General features: G+C 69.6%; 12 protein-coding genes. 8 read left to right on the forward strand and 4 right to left on the reverse strand.

Features of this window, described 5'->3' with window-relative positions:
* Window positions 1–52: 52 nt before the first annotated feature.
* Window positions 53–3,385: a S8 family serine peptidase gene (locus Pph01_RS03360; RefSeq protein WP_204071422.1), complete on the forward strand. Its 3,333-nt coding sequence runs from the start codon at window positions 53–55 to the stop codon at window positions 3,383–3,385.
* Between the two features lie 67 nt (window positions 3,386–3,452).
* Here Pph01_RS03360 and Pph01_RS03365 read toward each other — a convergent pair whose 3' ends face one another.
* Window positions 3,453–4,091, reverse strand: a complete 639-nt coding sequence (locus tag Pph01_RS03365; protein ID WP_204071423.1) for an HAD family hydrolase — start codon at window positions 4,089–4,091, stop codon at window positions 3,453–3,455.
* A gap of 508 nt (window positions 4,092–4,599) precedes the next feature.
* Here Pph01_RS03365 and Pph01_RS03370 point away from each other — a divergent pair.
* Entirely contained in the window at window positions 4,600–7,512 is a 2,913-nt protein-coding gene (locus Pph01_RS03370) for a M36 family metallopeptidase (protein ID WP_239116406.1), read from the forward strand.
* Between the two features lie 64 nt (window positions 7,513–7,576).
* Here the strand turns inward: Pph01_RS03370 and argG are convergent, their stop codons facing one another.
* Entirely contained in the window at window positions 7,577–9,025 is a 1,449-nt protein-coding gene (gene argG / locus Pph01_RS03375; protein ID WP_204071424.1) for an argininosuccinate synthase, read from the reverse strand.
* Window positions 9,026–9,286: 261 nt separating this feature from the next.
* Window positions 9,287–9,505, reverse strand: a complete 219-nt coding sequence (locus tag Pph01_RS03380; protein WP_204071425.1) for an SHOCT domain-containing protein — start codon at window positions 9,503–9,505, stop codon at window positions 9,287–9,289.
* Window positions 9,506–9,732: 227 nt separating this feature from the next.
* Between Pph01_RS03380 and Pph01_RS03385 the strand changes: the two genes are divergently transcribed.
* The 5 genes from Pph01_RS03385 to kdpA all read left to right on the forward strand — a co-directional run bounded on the left by Pph01_RS03385 (window position 9,733) and on the right by kdpA (window position 15,619).
* Window positions 9,733–10,548 carry a helix-turn-helix transcriptional regulator gene (locus tag Pph01_RS03385; RefSeq protein ID WP_204071426.1) on the forward strand — a complete coding sequence of 272 codons (816 nt, stop codon included), beginning with the start codon at window positions 9,733–9,735 and terminating at the stop codon, window positions 10,546–10,548.
* A 316-nt stretch (window positions 10,549–10,864) separates the two neighbouring features.
* A complete protein-coding gene (gene kdpF, locus Pph01_RS43620) occupies window positions 10,865–10,954 on the forward strand; it encodes a K(+)-transporting ATPase subunit F (RefSeq protein ID WP_204071427.1) in 90 nt (29 codons plus the stop codon).
* Window positions 10,954–13,089 (forward strand): potassium-transporting ATPase subunit KdpB, encoded by a 2,136-nt coding sequence (gene kdpB, locus Pph01_RS03395; protein WP_204071428.1) that lies wholly within the window; start codon window positions 10,954–10,956, stop codon window positions 13,087–13,089. The genes kdpF and kdpB overlap by 1 nt, the downstream gene beginning before the upstream one ends.
* A 2-nt stretch (window positions 13,090–13,091) precedes the next feature.
* Window positions 13,092–13,964, forward strand: a complete 873-nt coding sequence (locus tag Pph01_RS03400) for a potassium-transporting ATPase subunit C (RefSeq protein WP_204071429.1) — start codon at window positions 13,092–13,094, stop codon at window positions 13,962–13,964.
* A gap of 2 nt (window positions 13,965–13,966) precedes the next feature.
* Window positions 13,967–15,619, forward strand: coding sequence for a potassium-transporting ATPase subunit KdpA (gene kdpA / locus Pph01_RS03405; RefSeq protein WP_204071430.1), 1,653 nt, complete (start codon window positions 13,967–13,969; stop codon window positions 15,617–15,619).
* A gap of 405 nt (window positions 15,620–16,024) precedes the next feature.
* On the opposite strand, the gene Pph01_RS03410 is transcribed toward kdpA, so the two are convergent.
* Entirely contained in the window at window positions 16,025–16,663 is a 639-nt protein-coding gene (locus tag Pph01_RS03410) for a TetR/AcrR family transcriptional regulator (protein WP_239116407.1), read from the reverse strand.
* Window positions 16,664–16,755: 92 nt separating this feature from the next.
* Between Pph01_RS03410 and Pph01_RS03415 the strand changes: the two genes are divergently transcribed.
* Window positions 16,756–17,886 carry an FAD-dependent monooxygenase gene (locus Pph01_RS03415; RefSeq protein ID WP_204071431.1) on the forward strand — a complete coding sequence of 377 codons (1,131 nt, stop codon included), beginning with the start codon at window positions 16,756–16,758 and terminating at the stop codon, window positions 17,884–17,886.
* The last annotated feature ends 77 nt before the right edge of the window (window positions 17,887–17,963 follow it).

The raw sequence follows: 17,963 nt of genomic DNA on the forward strand, positions 1-17,963 counted from the left end.
GCCACACCAACAACCTTGTCATCAAAATTCACAGACAGTTAGAAATCGGGTTGTGCTACAGAGAACCCCCCTTATCGGCATCGTGGTAGCGGCCCTGGTGCTGACCGCCACACCAGCCGAGGCGACACCCCGCCCCACAACAGGCCCGCTCCCCACCCCGACGGGGCAGGCCGCCACCAAGGCCGGACCCCCCAAGACGATCACGCTGATCACCGGGGACAAGGTCACCCTCCGGACGCTTCCCGACGAGCAGACCCAGCTCGACATCACGCCGGCCCCGGGCAGAGAGAAGATCAACTTCATCCACCGCCGGAGCAAGGAGGGGCTGAGCGTCGTCCCCGTGGACGCGATGCCCCTTCTGTCCGCGGGCAGGCTGGACCCCCGGCTGTTCAACGTCACCCAGCTCGCCGCCTTCGGCTACGACGACGCCGCCAGCCCGGCGCTCCCGCTGATCCTGACCTATCCCACCGGCACCGCCACACTGCGCGTCGCGGGCGGGCGCCCGCTGCCCGCGATCAACGGGATCGCCCAGAGCGAGCCGCACGCGAGCGCGGGCACGCTCTGGAAGTCGCTGACCGCACAGGCCAGAGCGGCGTCCGCACCCGAGAAGATCTGGCTGGACGGCAAGGCCAAGGTGTCGCTCGACGTCAGCGTCCCGCACATCGGCGCGCCCCAGGCCTGGGCGGCCGGCTACACCGGCAAGGACGTCACGGTCGCGGTGCTCGACACCGGCTACGACCCCGACCACCCGGACCTGCGGGGCCTGGTGGCCGGGTCCGAGAACTTCACCTCCGAGCCCGACGTCCGCGACCTCCACGGCCACGGCACCCATGTCGCCACCACGGTGGCCGGCTCCGGCGAGGCCTCGGGCGGCAGGTACAAGGGCGTCGCTCCCGGCGCGAAGCTCCTGATCGGCAAGATCTGCGACCAGGGCGGAAGCTGCTCGGACTCGGCGATCATCGAGGGCATGACCTGGGCGGCGGAAAACGGTGCCCGTGTCGCCAACCTCAGCCTCGGCGAGCAGGACACTCCCGGCGAAGACCCGACGGAGCAGGCCGTCAACACGCTGTCGGAGAAGTACGGCACGCTGTTCGTCATCGCGGCGGGCAACGACGGTCCCCAGACGCTCGGCTCGCCGGGCAGCGCGGACCGCGCCCTGTCGGTCGGCGCCTCCTACCGCGACGCCGACACCGTCGCCCAGTTCAGCAGCACCGGGCCGCGCCCCGGTGACGGCGCGGTCAAGCCGGACCTGATCGCGCCCGGTGTGGGCATCGTCGCCGGCAGGGCGGCGGGCACCTTCGCCGGCTTCCCGGTGGACGACTCCTACACGGAGATGAGCGGGACGTCCATGGCCACCCCTCACGTGACCGGAGCGGCGGCGATCGTCGCCGGCCGGCACCCCGACTGGAAGGCCGACCAGATCAAGGCGGCGCTGATGGCCTCCACAGCGCCCGGCGACGAACTGGGCGCCTACGTCCAGGGCTCCGGCCGCGTGGACGTCGCCCGCGCCGTCACCCAGCAGGTCACGGCCGAGCCCACCGCGCTGAGCATGGGATACGTCGAGCTTCCCCAGCCCTCCCCCATCACGCGCACGCTCACCTACCGCAACGACGGCGACGCCGCCGTCCACCTGGACCTGAGCGTGACGGCAACGGACGGCCACGGCCAGACCGTGACGCCGTTCACGCTCAGCGCCACCACGGCGCAGGTGCCCGCGCACGGCACGGCGCAGGTCCAGGTGACCGCCGAGCCGGGCGCGACCGGCCTGTTCAGCGGCACGGTGATCGCCACCGGGGCCGACGTCTCCGTGCGCACCGGCATCGGCATGCAGGTCGAGCCGGAGAAGCGCGGTCTCAGGCTCACCTTCACCGGCTCGGACGGCGCTCCCGCTCAGGCCGCCTTCGCCGGGGTGATCGACCTCGACACCGAGGAACAGCGCAACTACGACGTCTCCAGCGGCGCACTGGATCTCAGGCTGGAGAAGAACCACCGCTACACGGTCGTCACCCTCCTGGCCGACGAGGACGGCAGCGTGGTGATGGCCGCGGATCCGGAGTTCACGCTCCAGGCCGACCGCACCTTCGCGTCCGACGCGCGCAAGGCCAAGCCGGTGGACGTGCGCACGGAGGAGCCGACGGCACGGCTCGCGGTCGGCATGCTCGGCATGCTCCAGCTCGTCGACGGCCAGCAGCCCCTCGGGGTGGACGTCGACCTGGCCGGCATGTGGGGCGCGGACCACGTCGAAGGCGTGAAGGCCGTCCCGACGACCCGTACGGCGAGCAAGAAGTTCGCCTTCTACAGATGGACGCAGTGGGCCAAGCCCAAGGGCGACGGGACCTACGACGACAGCCCGTACTTCTACCACCTGATGAAGGCCGAACCGCGAATCCCCGCCGACCCCGGCTATCACCCGCGCCGCCGCGACCTCGCCCAGGTCGACTCCACGTACGCCGCCCAGCACGACGCCAAGTTCGGCGAGCACTTCGCGCTGCCCGTGCTGTACGGGACGGAGCCGGCCTGGATGCCGTACGGCAAGGTGTCGCGGTTCACGCTCCCGTTCCACCGGACCGAGTACTACACGCCCGGCGACACCGGCTGGTACCCGTCCTTCGTCCAGTACAGGTGGCCGCCGGAGGGCTTCAACGACCTGGACCAGTTCTTCTTCGGCCAGACCACCGTCTACCGTCCCGGCCAGAAGACCTCGGACCAGTGGAACGCCGGCGTCTTCGGCGCCGCGCTGGATCCCGACGGCGACTACTCCTGGCGTGAGGAGAACCTGCTGCAGTTCGCCACCGCGCTGTTCGAGGACGGCGTGCCCGGACACTTCTCCGTCGGCGACTATCTCTCCCCGCAGGCCACGCTCTACCGCGACGGCAAGGAGATCTACGCCGCCGACTACTTCACCCCCAACATCGAGGTGCCCGCTGACGGGAAGGAGAGCAGGTACCGCTACACCATGACCGCCGAGCGCGCGCCGACCATGACCGCGTTCTCCACGCGGGTCAGCGCCGAATGGCAGTTCAGGTCGAAGACCCCCAAGCCGGGCACGCGACAGGTGCTGCCGCTCCTGACCGTCGCGATCAAGCCGGAGCTGGACGACCGCAACCGTGCGGCCACGGGCCACACGAGCATCCCGCTCCGGATCCAGCGCCAGGACGGCTCACCTGACCTGGACATGAGCACGCTCACGCTGGAGATCTCCTACGACGACGGTCGCACCTGGCTCCCCACGCTGGTGCACCCGTCGGGCAGGGGCGCCTGGTCCGCCGAGACCTGGCATCCGGTCAGCGCGCGTGGCAAGTTCGCCTCGTTGCGCGTCAAGGCCGCCGACACCGGCGGCAACACCTTCGCCGAGACCGTCACCAGGGCCTACGCGATCAGATGAGTCCCGCGAACCCCGCCGTGCCTTCCCGAGGCGCGGCGGGGTTCCGCCACGTCGAGCGGGCGGGGGTTCAGACCCGCGACGTGGCGGAGTCCGGCACCGCGTCGGAGCGGGCGGAGGACGGCGCCGGCCGCACGTCGATGACGCGCATGCCCGCAGCGCGCGCGGCGGCCATCCCCTCGTCGGTGTCCTCGTAGACGAGGCAATCACCGGGGCAGACGCCGAGCCGCTCGGCGGCCAGGAGATAGATGTCGGGGGCCGGCTTGCCGCGCGACACGTCGTCTCTAGTCACCACGGCGTCGAACAGCGGATACACGCCGATCGCCCGCAGGCTGACCTCGACCGCCCTGCGGCTGCCACCGGACGCGACCGCCAGCGGCACCTGGCCGTGGTTGTCTCTGGCGACCGCGACGACCGGCTCATTCGGCAGGACCAGGTCCAGCATCCGCCCGAAGGCGTCGACCGCCGCCGCCTCGACCACCGCGTGGTCGATCGGCTTGCCGGTCTCCTCTTCCAGCTCGGCGAGCAGGACGTCGGCCGACAGACCGGTCCGTTCGCGGTACCAGTCGAGGTCGAGCTCCACACCCGAGTCGGCCAGCGCCTGCCGCCAGGCCCTCTCATGCGCCGGGCCGCTGTCGACGAGTGTGCCGTCACAGTCGAAGATCAAGGCAGAGTACGGCGGGACGGGCTGAAGTCGTGGATCGTGCATGACCGCTCTCGTCGAAGAGTCCGTTCTGGCCTGCCGTCCACCGCCAGGAAGGGCCACACGAAGCGACGCACCGGGTGCGGGAGACGGGGCGTCGCCGCCCACCTCACCCTATGGGGACCTGAACATGCCCCCGCTCCGGCCGGCTTGTGGACCCGGCCCGCGGAACCCGCCACCGCCCAGAGCGCTCCGCTGCGAATTTCGCGACGGAATCCGTTCGCTTCGCGGTCATGGGACGCGCACACGCGCCATCAGCAGGAGAAGGCATGGCGTCCCGAAAAGCGCGCGATTCGAAGGATCCACGAAAAGACGGACCCCGGAACGCACGGCTGATTCATCGTGCGCAAAACGTCCGATTACGCCATCCAAGCCACGGGGCGAAGCCCCAGCTTAAAGCTATTTTCTGTTTAATTTTCATGATGTATGCGATCTTGTCAAGATTTCTTTTGGGTGTTACCACTATCAAGTTGGACGCTGCCAATGACCGTCACGTCCCATTCAGGAGGCATGTGTGTCGTCGTCTCATCGATTACGCATCGTCATCGCCGCATTAGCCGCAGCCTCACTCGCCATTCCCCTCGCGGGAACCGCCCAGGGCGAATCGAAGCAGGAGCAGCGGAAACTCCCGGCCGTCCATGGAGACGGGCACGGCAAGCCGGACAAGGACAACAGGAGAGGCCGGGTGGCACCCCCGCCCTCGCCGAAGAAGCCCTCCAATGCGACCGTGCGATGGAACAGTCTCGGCACCCCCGCTCTCGTCACCTCGGAAACACCCCTCGCCGAAGGGCTCCCCGCCGACCCCGCGCAGGCCGCACGCGACTACCTGAAGGGCAACACCAGCCTCTTCGGCCTGCAGGCCGAAGCCGTCGACGCCCTGGAGACGGTCGCGGTCAACCCGATCGGCGAGGGACATGTCGTGCTCCTGCGGCAGAGGTTCGGCGATCTGCCCGCCGGCTACGACGGTTTGGCGTCTGTCGGCGTGAACGACGGCAAGGTCGTGTACGTCTCCTCGACTCTGTCGCGAGCCACGCAGACGCCTCCCGCGGCGGCCATCACCGAGCAGCAGGCGCTGGAGGCCGCGGCGGCGGACGGCGAGATCGACCTGGGCGCAGTCTCGACCAAGCAGGTCGAGCAGGTGGCCGTCCCCGCGGCCGACGGCGTGCACCGCGCCTACCAGGTCACGCTGATCGACGAGGGGCACGACGCCGACGACGAGCCCACCGCGTACACCACCTACGTCGACGCCGTCACCGGCGGGATCCTGCTCAGGGAGAACCTGGTCGACCACTTCGATCCCGACGGCCCGTCGTGGTCGGTGTTCCCGGCCAACCCGCCGGCGGACTACTCCTCCAGGGACACGCGCGAGACCTGGTGTGCCGCCCCCGGACGAGGGTGCGACTACGTCGTCGGCGGGGATCCGGCCACCGGCAAGGCGTGGGACGTCGACCACGCCACGGACACGGCGACGAACACCAGCCTCGGCAACGCGGCACGCACCTTCGAGAACCGCGCGAACGGCTCCTCCTCCTCGGTCGGCACGCGCACCAACGTCCTCACCCCGAGCCGGAACTACGCCTTCCCCTGGCGGAACCAGTGGTTCAAGGCGAAGTGCGACCCGGCCGCGTTCGACCAGCCCGGCGAGGCGGACCTCGAGGCCGCGATCAGCAACCTGAACGCGATGCACAACCGCATGCACGACTGGTCGTACCGTCTGGGCTTCACCGAGTCCGCCTGGAACATGCAGGTGAGCAATGGTGAGCGCGGCGGTCTCGGCAACGACCCGGAGCGCGGGAACGCCCAGGCGGGCGCCAGGGTCCTGTCGGTCAGGAACAACGCCAACCAGATCACCCCGGTCGACGGCGTCGCCCCGATCACCAACATGTACCTGTGGCAGCCGCAGGCCGGTGCGTTCTACGCGCCGTGCGTCGACGGCGACTACGACATGTCCGTCATCGGGCACGAGTTCACCCACGCCATCTCCAACCGCATGGTGGCCGGGCCGAACGCGGGGCTCAGCGGAGCCCAGGCCGGAGCGATGGGCGAGAGCATCTCCGACCTGTTCGCCATGGAGTACCTTTTCGAGAACGGCTTCCGGCCGCGCGGTGACACGCCGTACGTGACGGGCGGCTACGTCACCGGCGACCCGGAGCGGGGCATCCGCAACTACGACATGTCGAAGTCGCCGCTGAACTACAGCGACATCGCCTACGATCTGGTCGGCCAGCAGGTGCACGCGGACGGTGAGATCTGGTCGGCTACCCAGTTCGACGTGCGCGACGCGTTCATCGACAGGTACGGCAAGGGCTCGTCCAAGGACCAGCAGGCCTGCGCCGAGGGCAAGAAGGCGCTCGAGAAGTGCCCGGGCAACCGGCGATGGGTGCAGCTGCACTTCGACGCGTTCCTTCTCACGGCCGCCGGCAACCTCAGCATGGTGGACATGCGGGACGCGATGCTCGCCGCGGACAGGATCCGCTTCGGCGGCGCCAACCAGGACATCATGTGGAAGGCGTTCGCGGAGCACGGCCTGGGCGAGGGCGCGGCCAGCAACGGAACGGCCGACCCCGACCCCACGCCCAGCTTCGCCTCTCCGGACGGCGGCAACGCGACGCTGACCCTGCAACCGGCGGGCGAAGCAGCCGAGGCGCCCGTCCGGCTGTACGTGGGCGACTACGAGGGCCGTGCGGTCCCGATCGCGGACACGGATCCGGCGACCGCCCTCGGCGCGACCTTCCAGATCGTGCCCGGCTCCTACTCCTTCGTCGCGGCGGCTCCCGGCTTCGGCCACAAGCGGTTCACGTCAACGGTGAAGAAGAACCAGGTCAGGGACTTGCACGTGGAGATGTCCCGCAACTACGCCTCGGCCGCGGCAGGTGCGGCGGCGACAGGCGACGGAGTCAACCAGGGCAAGCTGATCGACGAGACGGAGGCGACGAACTGGGCCTCGCTCACCGCCCCGGTGGCCGGCCGGTCCGTCGTCGTCGACCTGGCGGGCACGCAGGCCGTCCAGATCCGCAGGGTCGCGGTCAGCGCCATGCTCCGTCCGGACACCGGGGACCTCTCCGACCCCGGCGGCCAGAACCGGTTCAGCGCGCTGCGGGCCTTCGAGGTTCTGGCGTGTGACTCGACCCACGGGACCGACTGCGCCGACCCGGCGAACTACACCAGGATCTACACCAGTCCCAAGGGAGCCTTCGACACCAGCGTCCCGCGTCCACGCGGCGGCGACCTGATCATCAAGTCGTTCGACGTCCGCAAGACCGAGGCGACCCACCTGATGCTGCGCACGGTGTCCAGCCAATGTACCGGCAACCCGCTGTACGCGGGCGAGCAGGACAACGACCCCAACTCCGCCACCGACTGCGCGACCGCCAGCCCGTTCGCCGGTCAGATCCGGGCCGCCGAGTTCCAGGCGTTCTCGCACTGATCCGTCGACCGGTCACGCGGTGGGGGCGGCCCGGAGCCGGGCCTCCCCCACCGCCCCGGTGTGATCAGTCGGTGCCGGACTCCATCGCGGCGCTGTCGAGCAGCTCGTCGTCGCCGGTGACCTCTCCGCGGGAGGCGATCGCCTGGGCGCCGCCTTCGGGCATCGCGCCGATCAGGCCGGTCGAGGCGGCCTGCGCGGCGCCGATCAGCACCGGCTGCCCGCTGCCGACCATGCCGAGCCTGGCGTACTGCTCGAGCTTGGCGCGCGAGTCGGCGATGTCGAGGTTGCGCATGGTCAGCTGGCCGATGCGGTCGACCGGCCCGAACGCGGAGTCCTCGGTCCGTTCCATGGAGAGCTTGTCCGGGTGGTAGCTGAACGCCGGTCCGGAGGTGTCCAGGATCGAGTAGTCCTCACCGCGCCGCAGCCGCAGGGTCACCTCTCCCGTGACCGCCATCCCGACCCAGCGCTGCAGCGACTCGCGCAACATCAGCGCCTGCGGGTCCAGCCAGCGGCCTTCGTACAGCAGCCTGCCCAGCCGCCGTCCCTCGTTGTGGTAGCTGGAGAGGGTGTCCTCGTTGTGGATCGCGTTCACCAGCCGCTCGTACGCCGCATGCAGCAACGCCATTCCCGGCGCCTCGTAGATGCCGCGGCTCTTGGCCTCGATGATCCGGTTCTCGATCTGGTCGGACATGCCCATGCCGTGCCGGCCGCCGATGGCGTTGGCCTCCAGCACCAGGTCGACGGCGGAGGTGAACTCCTTGCCGTTGATCGTGACCGGCCGTCCCTGCTCGAAGCCGATCGTGACGTCCTCGGTGACGATCTCGACGGAAGGGTCCCAGAACCGCACGCCCATGATCGGCTCGACGATCTCGATGCCCGTGTCCAGGTGCTCGAGCGACTTGGCCTCGTGGGTCGCGCCCCAGATGTTCGCGTCCGTCGAGTAGGCCTTCTCCGTGCTGTCCCGATAGGGCAGGCCGTGGGCGAGCAGCCACTCGGACATCTCCTTGCGACCGCCGAGCTCGCCGACGAAATCGGCGTCCAGCCACGGCTTGTAGATCCGCAGGGAGGGGTTGGCGAGCAGGCCGTAACGGTAGAACCGCTCGATGTCGTTGCCCTTGAAGGTGGAGCCGTCGCCCCAGATCAGCACGCCGTCCTCGAGCATCGCGCGCACCAGCAGAGTGCCCGTGACGGCCCGCCCGAGCGGCGTGGTGTTGAAGTAGGTGCGGCCACCGGACCGGATGTGGAACGCCCCGCAGGCCAGGGCGGCGAGCCCCTCCTCCACGAGGGCCGCGCGGCAGTCCACCAGCCGGGCGAGCTCCGCGCCGTACGCCGTGGCGCGGCCGGGCACCGAGGCGATGTCGGGCTCGTCGTACTGGCCGATTTCAGCGGTGTAGGTGCAGGGCACCGCACCCTTGTCGCGCATCCACGCGACCGCTACCGAAGTGTCGAGGCCGCCGGAGAAGGCGATCCCGACACGTTCGCCGACAGGCAGAGAGGTGAGCACTTTGGACACGAGTAGAAATATATACACAGTCATGCATGAGCATGCAAGTCCGTTCGGGCGTTCCGCGGGCGTCCCACCCGCCCCTGCGGCCCCGATGCCCCTGCCGGCAGGGCCGACCAGGGCCATGTCCAGCGCGAATGCGGCGCTTCCCAAGAGGTGCGGCCGCCGCGTGGGCGCTCGCCTTTACGTTGTAGATTCATAAGCAGGGGGCCGATGCTCACCGAATCGAATCGGTGACCATCGGCCCCCCAGGGCGCGGGGAAGGCGCCTCTATGAGCCCATCGCGGCGCGGAGCGCCTCAAGGCGGTGCCGGTACTCGTCATCGTCGATCTTCCCGGCGGTGAACCTCTGGAAGAGGGCCTCCTCCGGAGTCCTCGACCTCTGGGCGCGGGTCTTCGCGTGGAGCGCGGCCCCCACGCCGCCGATGACGGCCACCCAGATCAAGACCGTGACGAGGAGGAAGAGGAGCTCCTCCTGGCTAGTTGCCATGCCGTACACGTGCATCCGGCCACCCTCCGATCAACATGTCTTCACCGATGCCGTGTATTCATCTTCGGGCGAGCGGCCAGGGGGCGCCAGGGTGCGATTCGCCTGGGTGTGGCACTGCCACCTTCGAGGGGCGACATCGGAGTCCGCCAATGCCCGACGTCACGGAGGGGCACCACTTTTGCTCGGCTATGCATTGTTTTGACCCTTGGATTTTTACTCTGTCCGGCATGGGAAATCCTCTGGGCGAGTTCCTTCGCGCTCGACGCCACCTCACGACGTTCGAGCAGGTGGGTCTCCCGCACATCGACGGTCGCCGCCGGACGCCCGGATTACGCCGCGACGAGGTCGCCGTGCTGGCCGGCCTGAGCATCGACTACTACACCCGGCTGGAACAGGGAAGGGAACGCCATCCCTCGGCCCAGGTGCTCAACGCTCTGGCGCAGGTCCTCCAACTCGGCCCCGAGGCCACCGAATACCTTCACGAGCTCGCCCACCCCCGGGCGTGCAAGCGTGGGCCGATCGATCAGGTCAACCCGACCGTGGCGCAGCTCGGGAAAGATCTGGACCATTTAGTCGTCTTCACGACAGATCGCCGGATGGATGTGCCGTACCGGAACCCACTGGCCGCCGCCCTCCACGGATGGCTGAAGCACAGCGACAACATGATCCGGATGCACTTCCTCGACCCCGCGGCACGCGAGTTCTACCTCGACTGGGAGCGAGAGGCCCGGTTCAGAGTGGCCCACGTCCGAGCCGCCACGGGAGTGGCCTACGGCGACCGGCAGTTGCTCGCTCTCGTCGATGAGCTCTCCGCCGGCAGCGAGGACTTCCGGCGAATATGGGACCGGCATGACGTACGGGTCAGGACGAACGAGTCCATCCGCTACCGGCACCCCGAAGCCGGGGAGATGACCCTTCTCTACGAGACATTCGCGATCAACAGCACCCCCGGCCAGAATCTCGTGATCGGCCGAGCCCAGCCCGGCAGCCCGTCCGAGCATGCACTGTGCCGGCTGAGGGCGCTCGCCGCCGCCCGCGGCTGATTCGACGGCGTCGGCTGAACCACCGGCCCTGGCGCGCCGCCGTCACCCCATGCCCGGGGCGTCCAGGAGACCGTGCCGAGGGCGCGCGTCCGCCGCTCCGCCGTGCGACGGTCGACCCCTCCGGCGCGATGCGAACGCCGGTCCATGGAGAGCGGTCACGATCCCGGCAAGACGCCGCCGAACCCGTTCCAAGGCCGGTCCGCGTCAACATCGCGATGAGATTCCATCGTGGACGCGTTAAGCGGCTTGCGTGACCCGCTATAGGAGGACCTACGTTCTACAAGCATCCTCAGCGTGGAATTTATGGTGATCTCCGGTGACCGTCGAAAATCTTATCGGCTTGATCGTTGCCGTCGCTCTGCTCGTTTATCTCCTCCTCGCGATCCGCTTCCCTGAGAGGTTCTGATGGCCGTCGAAGCGCCGGTCGCCCCGGACACCACCCGTGTCGAGGAGCCCCGATCCGCCCACAGGGTCGCCGCCGGGATGCTCGATCCACGGCAGCTCTGGAAGGCGATGCCGGAGGCACTGCGCAAGCTCGACCCGCGGACTCTGTGGCGCAACCCCGTCATGTTCGTCACCGAGGTGGGCGCGCTGCTGACCACGGTGTTCACCATCCCTCATCCGTCCCTGTTCGGCTGGCTGATCACCGCCTGGCTCTGGCTCACCGTGGTGTTCGCCAACCTGGCCGAGGCCGTGGCCGAGAGCAGGGGCCGCGCTCAGGCGGACACGCTGCGCCTCACGCGGCAGCAGACCGTCGCCCGGCGCGTCGCGGGCTGGGCCGAGGGTGTCCCGTCGTCGGCGATCCGCGCCGAGGAGATCCCGGCCGCGCTCCTGCGCCGTGGCGACGTCGTGGTCGTCGACGCCGGTGAGCTGATCCCGGGCGACGGCGACGTGGTCGATGGCGTGGCCAGCGTCGACGAGTCCGCGATCACCGGCGAGTCGGCCCCGGTCATCCGGGAGTCCGGCGGCGACCGCTGTGCCGTGACGGGAGGAACGCGCGTCCTGTCCGACCGGATCGTCGTGCGGATCGCCCAGGATCCGGGCGAGAGCTTCATCGACCGGATGATCGGTCTGGTGGAGGGCGCCAAGCGGCAGAAGACCCCGAACGAGCTCGCGCTCAACCTGCTCCTGGTCGCGCTGACCGTCATCTTCCTGATGGCCACCGTCACGCTCCAGCCGATGGCGATCTTCTCCAAGGGCGTGATGGCCGCGGCGCCCGACACCCTTGCCATCACCGGCGCGGGCATCTCCGCCGTCGTGCTGGTCTCACTCCTGGTCTGCCTGATCCCGACGACGATCGGCGCTCTCCTGTCCGCGATCGGCATCGCCGGCATGGACCGGATGGTGCAGCGCAACGTGCTCGCGATGTCGGGGCGGGCGGTCGAGGCCGCCGGCGACGTGCACACGCTCCTGCTGGACAAGACCGGCACCATCACGTACGGCAACAGGCAGGCCGACTCCTTCATCCCCGTCGGCGGGACGCGGGAGGCCGAGCTCGCGCACGCCGCCCTGCTGTCCAGCCTCGCCGACAGGACACCCGAGGGACGCTCCATCCTGGACCTGGCCCGCCGCCGCGTCGGCGCGCACGCGGGCGCCGAGGAGGACGGGCAGTGGGTGCCCTTCTCCGCCGTCACCCGGATGTCGGGCGTGGACCTCCCCTCGCGCAGCCTGCGCAAGGGCGCTGCCGCCTCGGTCTCCGCGTGGGTGCACGACCACGGCGGATCCGTTCCGCCGGAACTCGGCGAGACGGTCCAGAGGGCGTCCGCGTCCGGCGGCACTCCCCTGGTCGTGGCGGAGCAGACGCGCGTCCTCGGCGTGATTCACCTCAAGGACGTCGTGAAGCCGGGTCTTCGCGAGCGGTTCGCGGAGATGCGCCGGATGGGCATCCGCACCGTGATGATCACGGGCGACAACCCGACCACCGCGCGGGCGATCGCCGAGGAGGCGGGGGTCGACGACTTCCTGGCCGAGGCGACTCCCGAGGACAAGCTCGCTCTGATCAAGAAGGAGCAGGAGGGCGGCCGGCTGGTCGCGATGACCGGTGACGGCACCAACGACGCGCCCGCGCTCGCGCAGGCCGACGTCGGGGTGGCGATGAACACCGGCACGTCGGCCGCCAAGGAGGCCGGCAACATGGTCGACCTCGACTCCGACCCGACGAAGATCGTCGAAATCGTGGAGATCGGCAAGCAGCTGCTCATCACCCGCGGCGCGCTGACGACCTTCTCGATCGCCAACGACATCGCCAAGTACTTCGCGATCCTTCCCGCCATGTTCGGCCCGATCTATCCGGGCCTGTCCCGGCTCAACGTCATGGGCCTGCACTCGCCGCTCTCGGCCGTCCTCTCCGCCGTCGTCTTCAACGCCGTCGTCATCGTCGCGTTGATCCCGCTCGCGCTCCGGGGCGTGCGCTACCGCCCGTCCAGCGCCGGGACACTGCTGGCCCGCAACCTCTGGGTGTACGGCCTCGGCGGTGTGGTCGTGCCCTTCGCGGCCATCAAGCTGATCGACCTCGTCGTCCAGTTCATCCCAGGAATCTGATCATGACTCGTCTTCCGCGGTGGCTCGCCCACCACCTGGCGGCCTTACGGATGGTGGTGGTGCTCACCCTCACCCTCGGCCTGCTCTATCCGCTCGCGATGACCGGCGTCGCCCAGGCGGTCTTCGGTCATCGGGCCGGCGGCTCCGTCGTCAAGAAGAACGGCGCGGCGGTCGGCAGCGAGCTCGTCGGTCAGTCCTTCACCGGAACGGACGGCAAGCCGATCAGGCGCTACTTCCAGAGCCGTCCCTCGGCCGCCGGCGACGGCTACGACCCGGGCGCGACCGGGGCGAGCAACCTGGGCTCGCAGAGCGTCGTCGACGTCCTTCCGGATCCGGCCGACCCCGACTCGGGCAAACTCAGCCTGCTCACCCAGGTGTGCGCACGGAGCGTGGCCGTCGGCGAACTCGAGGGAGTCAGCGGCTCCCGGCCGTACTGCACCTCGGACGGCGTGGGCGCCGTCCTCGGCGTGTTCCGCGAGCAGGGGCTGAGCGGGCGGGCGACCCGCGTGGTCAGCCTGAACCAGGCGTGCCCCGCCGTGCCGTTCCTGTCCGCGTACGAAGGCGTGACCGTGGAATGCGCCAACCCGCGCGGCGACTACAGCAAGGCGCTGGTCGTGCCCGTCCGCGGGGACGCGCCCGCCGACCCCGTGGTGCCCGCGGACGCGGTCGCCGCGAGCGGAAGCGGCCTCGACCCGCACATCTCACCGGCGTACGCCGCCCTCCAGGCCCCCCGCGTCGCGCGGGAACGCGGCCTCGGCCTGGACCGGGTCAAGGAGCTCATCGCCGAGAACACCACTGGCCGCGGCCTCGGCTTCCTCGGAGAGCCCGGCGTGAACGTCCTGACGCTCAACCTCGCGCTGGACCAGGAGTCCTGATCATGTACGGCTGGCTGCAAGCACTGTTCGTCCTCGCCCTCCTGGTGGTGCTGCACGTCCCCGTGGGCGACTACATGGCCCGCACGCTGGACGGCGGCCGCCACCTCGCCGTCGAGCGCCGCCTCTACCGGATCTGCGGCATCGATCCCGACCGTGAGCAGGACTGGCGCCACTATCTGGTGGCGCTGATGGCCTTCACGGTGCTGAGCGTCGTGGCCCTGTTCGCCCTGTTCACCTTCCAGGGCTCGCTGCCGTGGTCGCTCGGCCACCCCGGCATGCCATGGCAGCTGGCCCTGCACACCGCGGTCAGCTTCACGACCAACACGAGCTGGCAGAACTACGCCGGCGAGGCCACGACGGGCCACCTGGCCGTCATGGCCGGGCTCGGCGTCCAGGGCTTCGCGTCCGCGGCCGTCGGCATGTGCGTCGGCCTCGCGCTCATCCGCGGCCTGGTCAGGCGGAGCGGTACGGAGATCGGCAACTTCTGGGTCGACCTGGTCCGCAGCGTCTTCCGCGTCCTGCTGCCGCTGGCCGTCCTCTTCGGAATCGTGCTGATCTGCATGGGCGTCCAGCAGAACCTGGACGGCGCGCAGGTCGTGAACACGGTCGCGGGCGGCACGCAGACCCTGATCGGCGGCCCCGTCGGCTCCTGGGAGCCGGTCAAGCTCATGACCGGAGACGGCGGCGGCTTCTTCAACGCCAGCAGCGCCCACCCGTTCGAGAACCCCTCGTCGCTGAGCAACAGCCTCGAGATCCTCATCATGCTGATCGTCCCCACCGCGTTCATCCGGACCTTCGGCCGGATGACCGGCAACCTCAGGCTGGGCTGGACGCTGCTCATCGTGGTCGGCATCCTGTTCGGCCTGCTGCTCATCGCGGGCAACGCCGCCCAGGCCGCGCACACCGGCACGGTCGCGCAGGCGGTGGGCGCCCAGACGGAGGGGACGGAGACCCGTTTCGGCATCCCCGCGAGCACGCTCTTCGGCGTCTCGGCGACGGCGAGCGCCGACGGCGCGCTCAACGCCTCCTACGACAGCTTCTCCAGTCTCGGCGGCGGGGTCCTGCTCGCGGCCATGATGCTGGGCGAGATCGCCCCCGGCGGCACGGGCAGCGGTCTCTACGGCCTGATCATGGTCGTGCTGGTGGCCGTCTTCCTGGGCGGACTCATGGTGGGCCGTACACCCGAGTTCATGGGCAAGCGCATCGGCTTCTCCGAGATGCGCTACGTCGTGCTCTACTCACTGGTGTCGCCCAGCCTCATCCTCGTCTTCACCGGGCTCGCCGTCGGGCTTCCGGCGGGGGTGTCGTCGATGGGCAACGTGGGGGCGCACGGTCTCACCGAGGTGCTGTACGCCTACACCAGCAACGTCAACAGCAACGGCAGCGCCATGGCGGGCCTGAACGGCAACACGATGTTCTACAACCTCACGATGACGGCGGCAATGTTCATCGGGCGATATCTGCCGATGGCCTTCGTCCTGGCGCTGGCCGGCCGGCTCGTGAGGCGGCAACCCCAGGCGGTGACGGCAGGCACACTGCGCACCCAGGGTGTCAGTTTCGTGGTCCTTGCCACCGGCACCGCTCTGATCGTCGCGCTGCTCAACTTCCTGCCCGCGCTCTCCCTCGGCCCCCTCGCCGACGGCCTGCTCGGCTGACCCAGTCCGTGCGCCGGAGCCCCTCCGGCGCACGGACCGCCGACGCGGAACCTCGGCACCCGACGCGATGGTTCGCGATGCCGGTCACCGACCGCCGCTTCCCGCTTGGCGAATAGGAGTCCGCCGGAAGGCGAATACGCCACAGCGGCAATTCTCTTCTTCGATGAATCAGGGACCGCGAACCGGAAAGGCGCCTTACCGGTCACCTCTCGATCCGCTCGGACGCGCCGCCCCTCGGACGGCGGCGCGTGCACGTCAATGAGAGCTCCATCGCCGTTCGCCACCCCTATTCGGCGCGAATTCACACCGCGAAGGGCCGTGCTCCGACGACATTCGTCGCAAATGCCGCGTAGATGTCACCTATATCCGCCTTCGGCGGCATGAGATTTCGAAGTCGTGAACGGCTCAGGCCGTACCGTGCGGAGGCTGTTCGACCGTCCACGCCGACGCCCGCAGCCATGGGGTGAGCGCCACGTCCGTCGCACGGCGGACGGCCTCCTGCACCGCGGCCGGGTCGTCGAGCTTGTCGGTGTCGTCGAGCAGCACCTGCAGCGCACTCGTGATCGCGCCGATGAACGCCCCGGTCAGCGCGGCCGCGCTCACCTCGTCGAGCTGCTCGGGGAACGCCTCGGCCAGATTCCTGGCGATCTCCCGCTGCGCGTCGAGCTGGATCTGCAGGGCGCGCCCGCGCACCACCGGCACGGTGCGCACCAACCGCAGCCGCAGCGCGGCGAGCCTGCTCGCCATGTCGTCGCTGTCCTCGCCGACCTTGCGCAGCGCGCGCAGCAACACCTCGGCCGGGCCGTCGTCTGGACCACGCGACTCGATGGCCTCGACCGCCGCCCGCACCCGCGCGTCGCTCTCCGGGAACAGCAACTCCTCCTTGCTGGCGAAGTAGCTGAAGAACGTGCGCGTGCCGATGTCGGCCGCGGCGGCGATGTCGGCGATGGTCGTCTCGTCGTAGCCGTCTCGTTCGAACAGCTCGATCGCGGCCTCGACGAGGGTCTGACGGATGCGGGCCCGCTTGCGTTCGCGAAGAGACACGGGCCACAGCATACGGCACTCGACGCAGATAGGCATCCGACGCATATCCGCACTCATTGCAAATCCGCACTGAGTGCGGTTATGGTGTCGGCATGTCCCCTCGCAGCGTGCTCATCTCCGGCGGCGGCATCGCCGGCCCCACCCTCGCCTTCTGGCTGGCCCGCCACGGGTTCCGGCCCACCGTCGTGGAGCGGTCTCAGGGCCTGCGCTCCAGCGGCAACCCCGTCGACGTGCGCGGCCCCGCCCTTCCCGTGGCCGAAGGAATGGGCATCATGTCCCGCCTGCGCGACGTCGCCACCCAGGCGACCGCGATGCGCGTCGTCGACGCCTCCGGACGGCAGGTGGCCCGTGTGGCCATGCGCGCCTCCCGCAGCGCCGCCGGCAATCGGGAGGTCGAACTTCCGCGCGGCGACCTGGCCGCCGCCCTCTACGAGAGCGCCCGCGACGACGCCGAGTTCCTGTTCGACGACACGATCGTCTCGATGCGGCAGGACGAGCACGGGGTCGACGTCATCTTCGACCACGCCCCACCGCGCCGCTTCGACCTGGTCATCGGCGCCGACGGGCTCCACTCCACGGTGCGGCGGCTGGCGTTCGGCCCGGAGGCCGGCTTCGTGCGGCACATGGGCGTCTACGTCGCGACCATGCCCCTCGACGGTGTCGTCGACCACCCGCACGACGTGGTCCTGTTCAACACCCCCGGCAGGCTGGTCTCCGTCCACCCGTCACGAGGCCAGGCCCTCGCCGCCTTCATCTTCCGCGGCCCCGCGATCGCCGGCTTCGACCACCGCGACACCGAGCAGCACAGGCGAATCGTCACCGAGGCCTACGCGGACGCCGGCTGGCGGGTGCCGGAACTGCTCGGGCGGCTGCGGAAGACCGAGGACCTGTACTTCGACTCGGTCAGCCAGGTGCGTCTGCCCACCTGGGCGCAGGGCCGCATCGCGCTGCTCGGCGACGCGGCGTCGTGCGTGTCGCTGTTCGGCGACGGCTCGAGCCTCGCCATGGCCGGCGCCCACACCCTCGCCGAGGCGCTCGCGCGGACGACAGACCACGCGGAGGCGTTCCGCCGCTACGAGACCGGGCACCGCACCCTCGTCGGACCGAAGCAGCGCAACATCGGACGAGCCGCAGGGCTGCTCATCCCGAGGACGCGACTGGGGATCGCCGCCCGCAATCTCACCGCGCGGGTCTTGATGAACCGCCCCGGCTCTGACGGATGACACGCGCCGTCGGCCTCCGGATTCCGCCTCACTCCCGACCTGCGGAAGTCGGCGGCGTACGGCGTCGTCCGCTCGCG

The organism is Planotetraspora phitsanulokensis, from assembly GCF_016863295.1.
GTDB lineage: Bacteria > Actinomycetota > Actinomycetes > Streptosporangiales > Streptosporangiaceae > Planotetraspora > Planotetraspora phitsanulokensis.

Bases quoted from the DNA above. Each gene is read 5' to 3' on its own strand.
- Pph01_RS03365 (WP_204071423.1), bottom strand. From the start codon at position 4,091: ATGCACGATCCACGACTTCAGCCCGTCCCGCCGTACTCTGCCTTGATC.
- Pph01_RS03380 (WP_204071425.1), bottom strand. From the start codon at position 9,505: ATGGCAACTAGCCAGGAGGAGCTCCTCTTCCTCCTCGTCACGGTCTTG.
- Pph01_RS03385 (WP_204071426.1), top strand. From the start codon at position 9,733: ATGGGAAATCCTCTGGGCGAGTTCCTTCGCGCTCGACGCCACCTCACG.
- kdpB (WP_204071428.1), top strand. From the start codon at position 10,954: ATGGCCGTCGAAGCGCCGGTCGCCCCGGACACCACCCGTGTCGAGGAG.
- Pph01_RS03400 (WP_204071429.1), top strand. From the start codon at position 13,092: ATGACTCGTCTTCCGCGGTGGCTCGCCCACCACCTGGCGGCCTTACGG.
- kdpA (WP_204071430.1), top strand. From the start codon at position 13,967: ATGTACGGCTGGCTGCAAGCACTGTTCGTCCTCGCCCTCCTGGTGGTG.
- Pph01_RS03415 (WP_204071431.1), top strand. From the start codon at position 16,756: ATGTCCCCTCGCAGCGTGCTCATCTCCGGCGGCGGCATCGCCGGCCCC.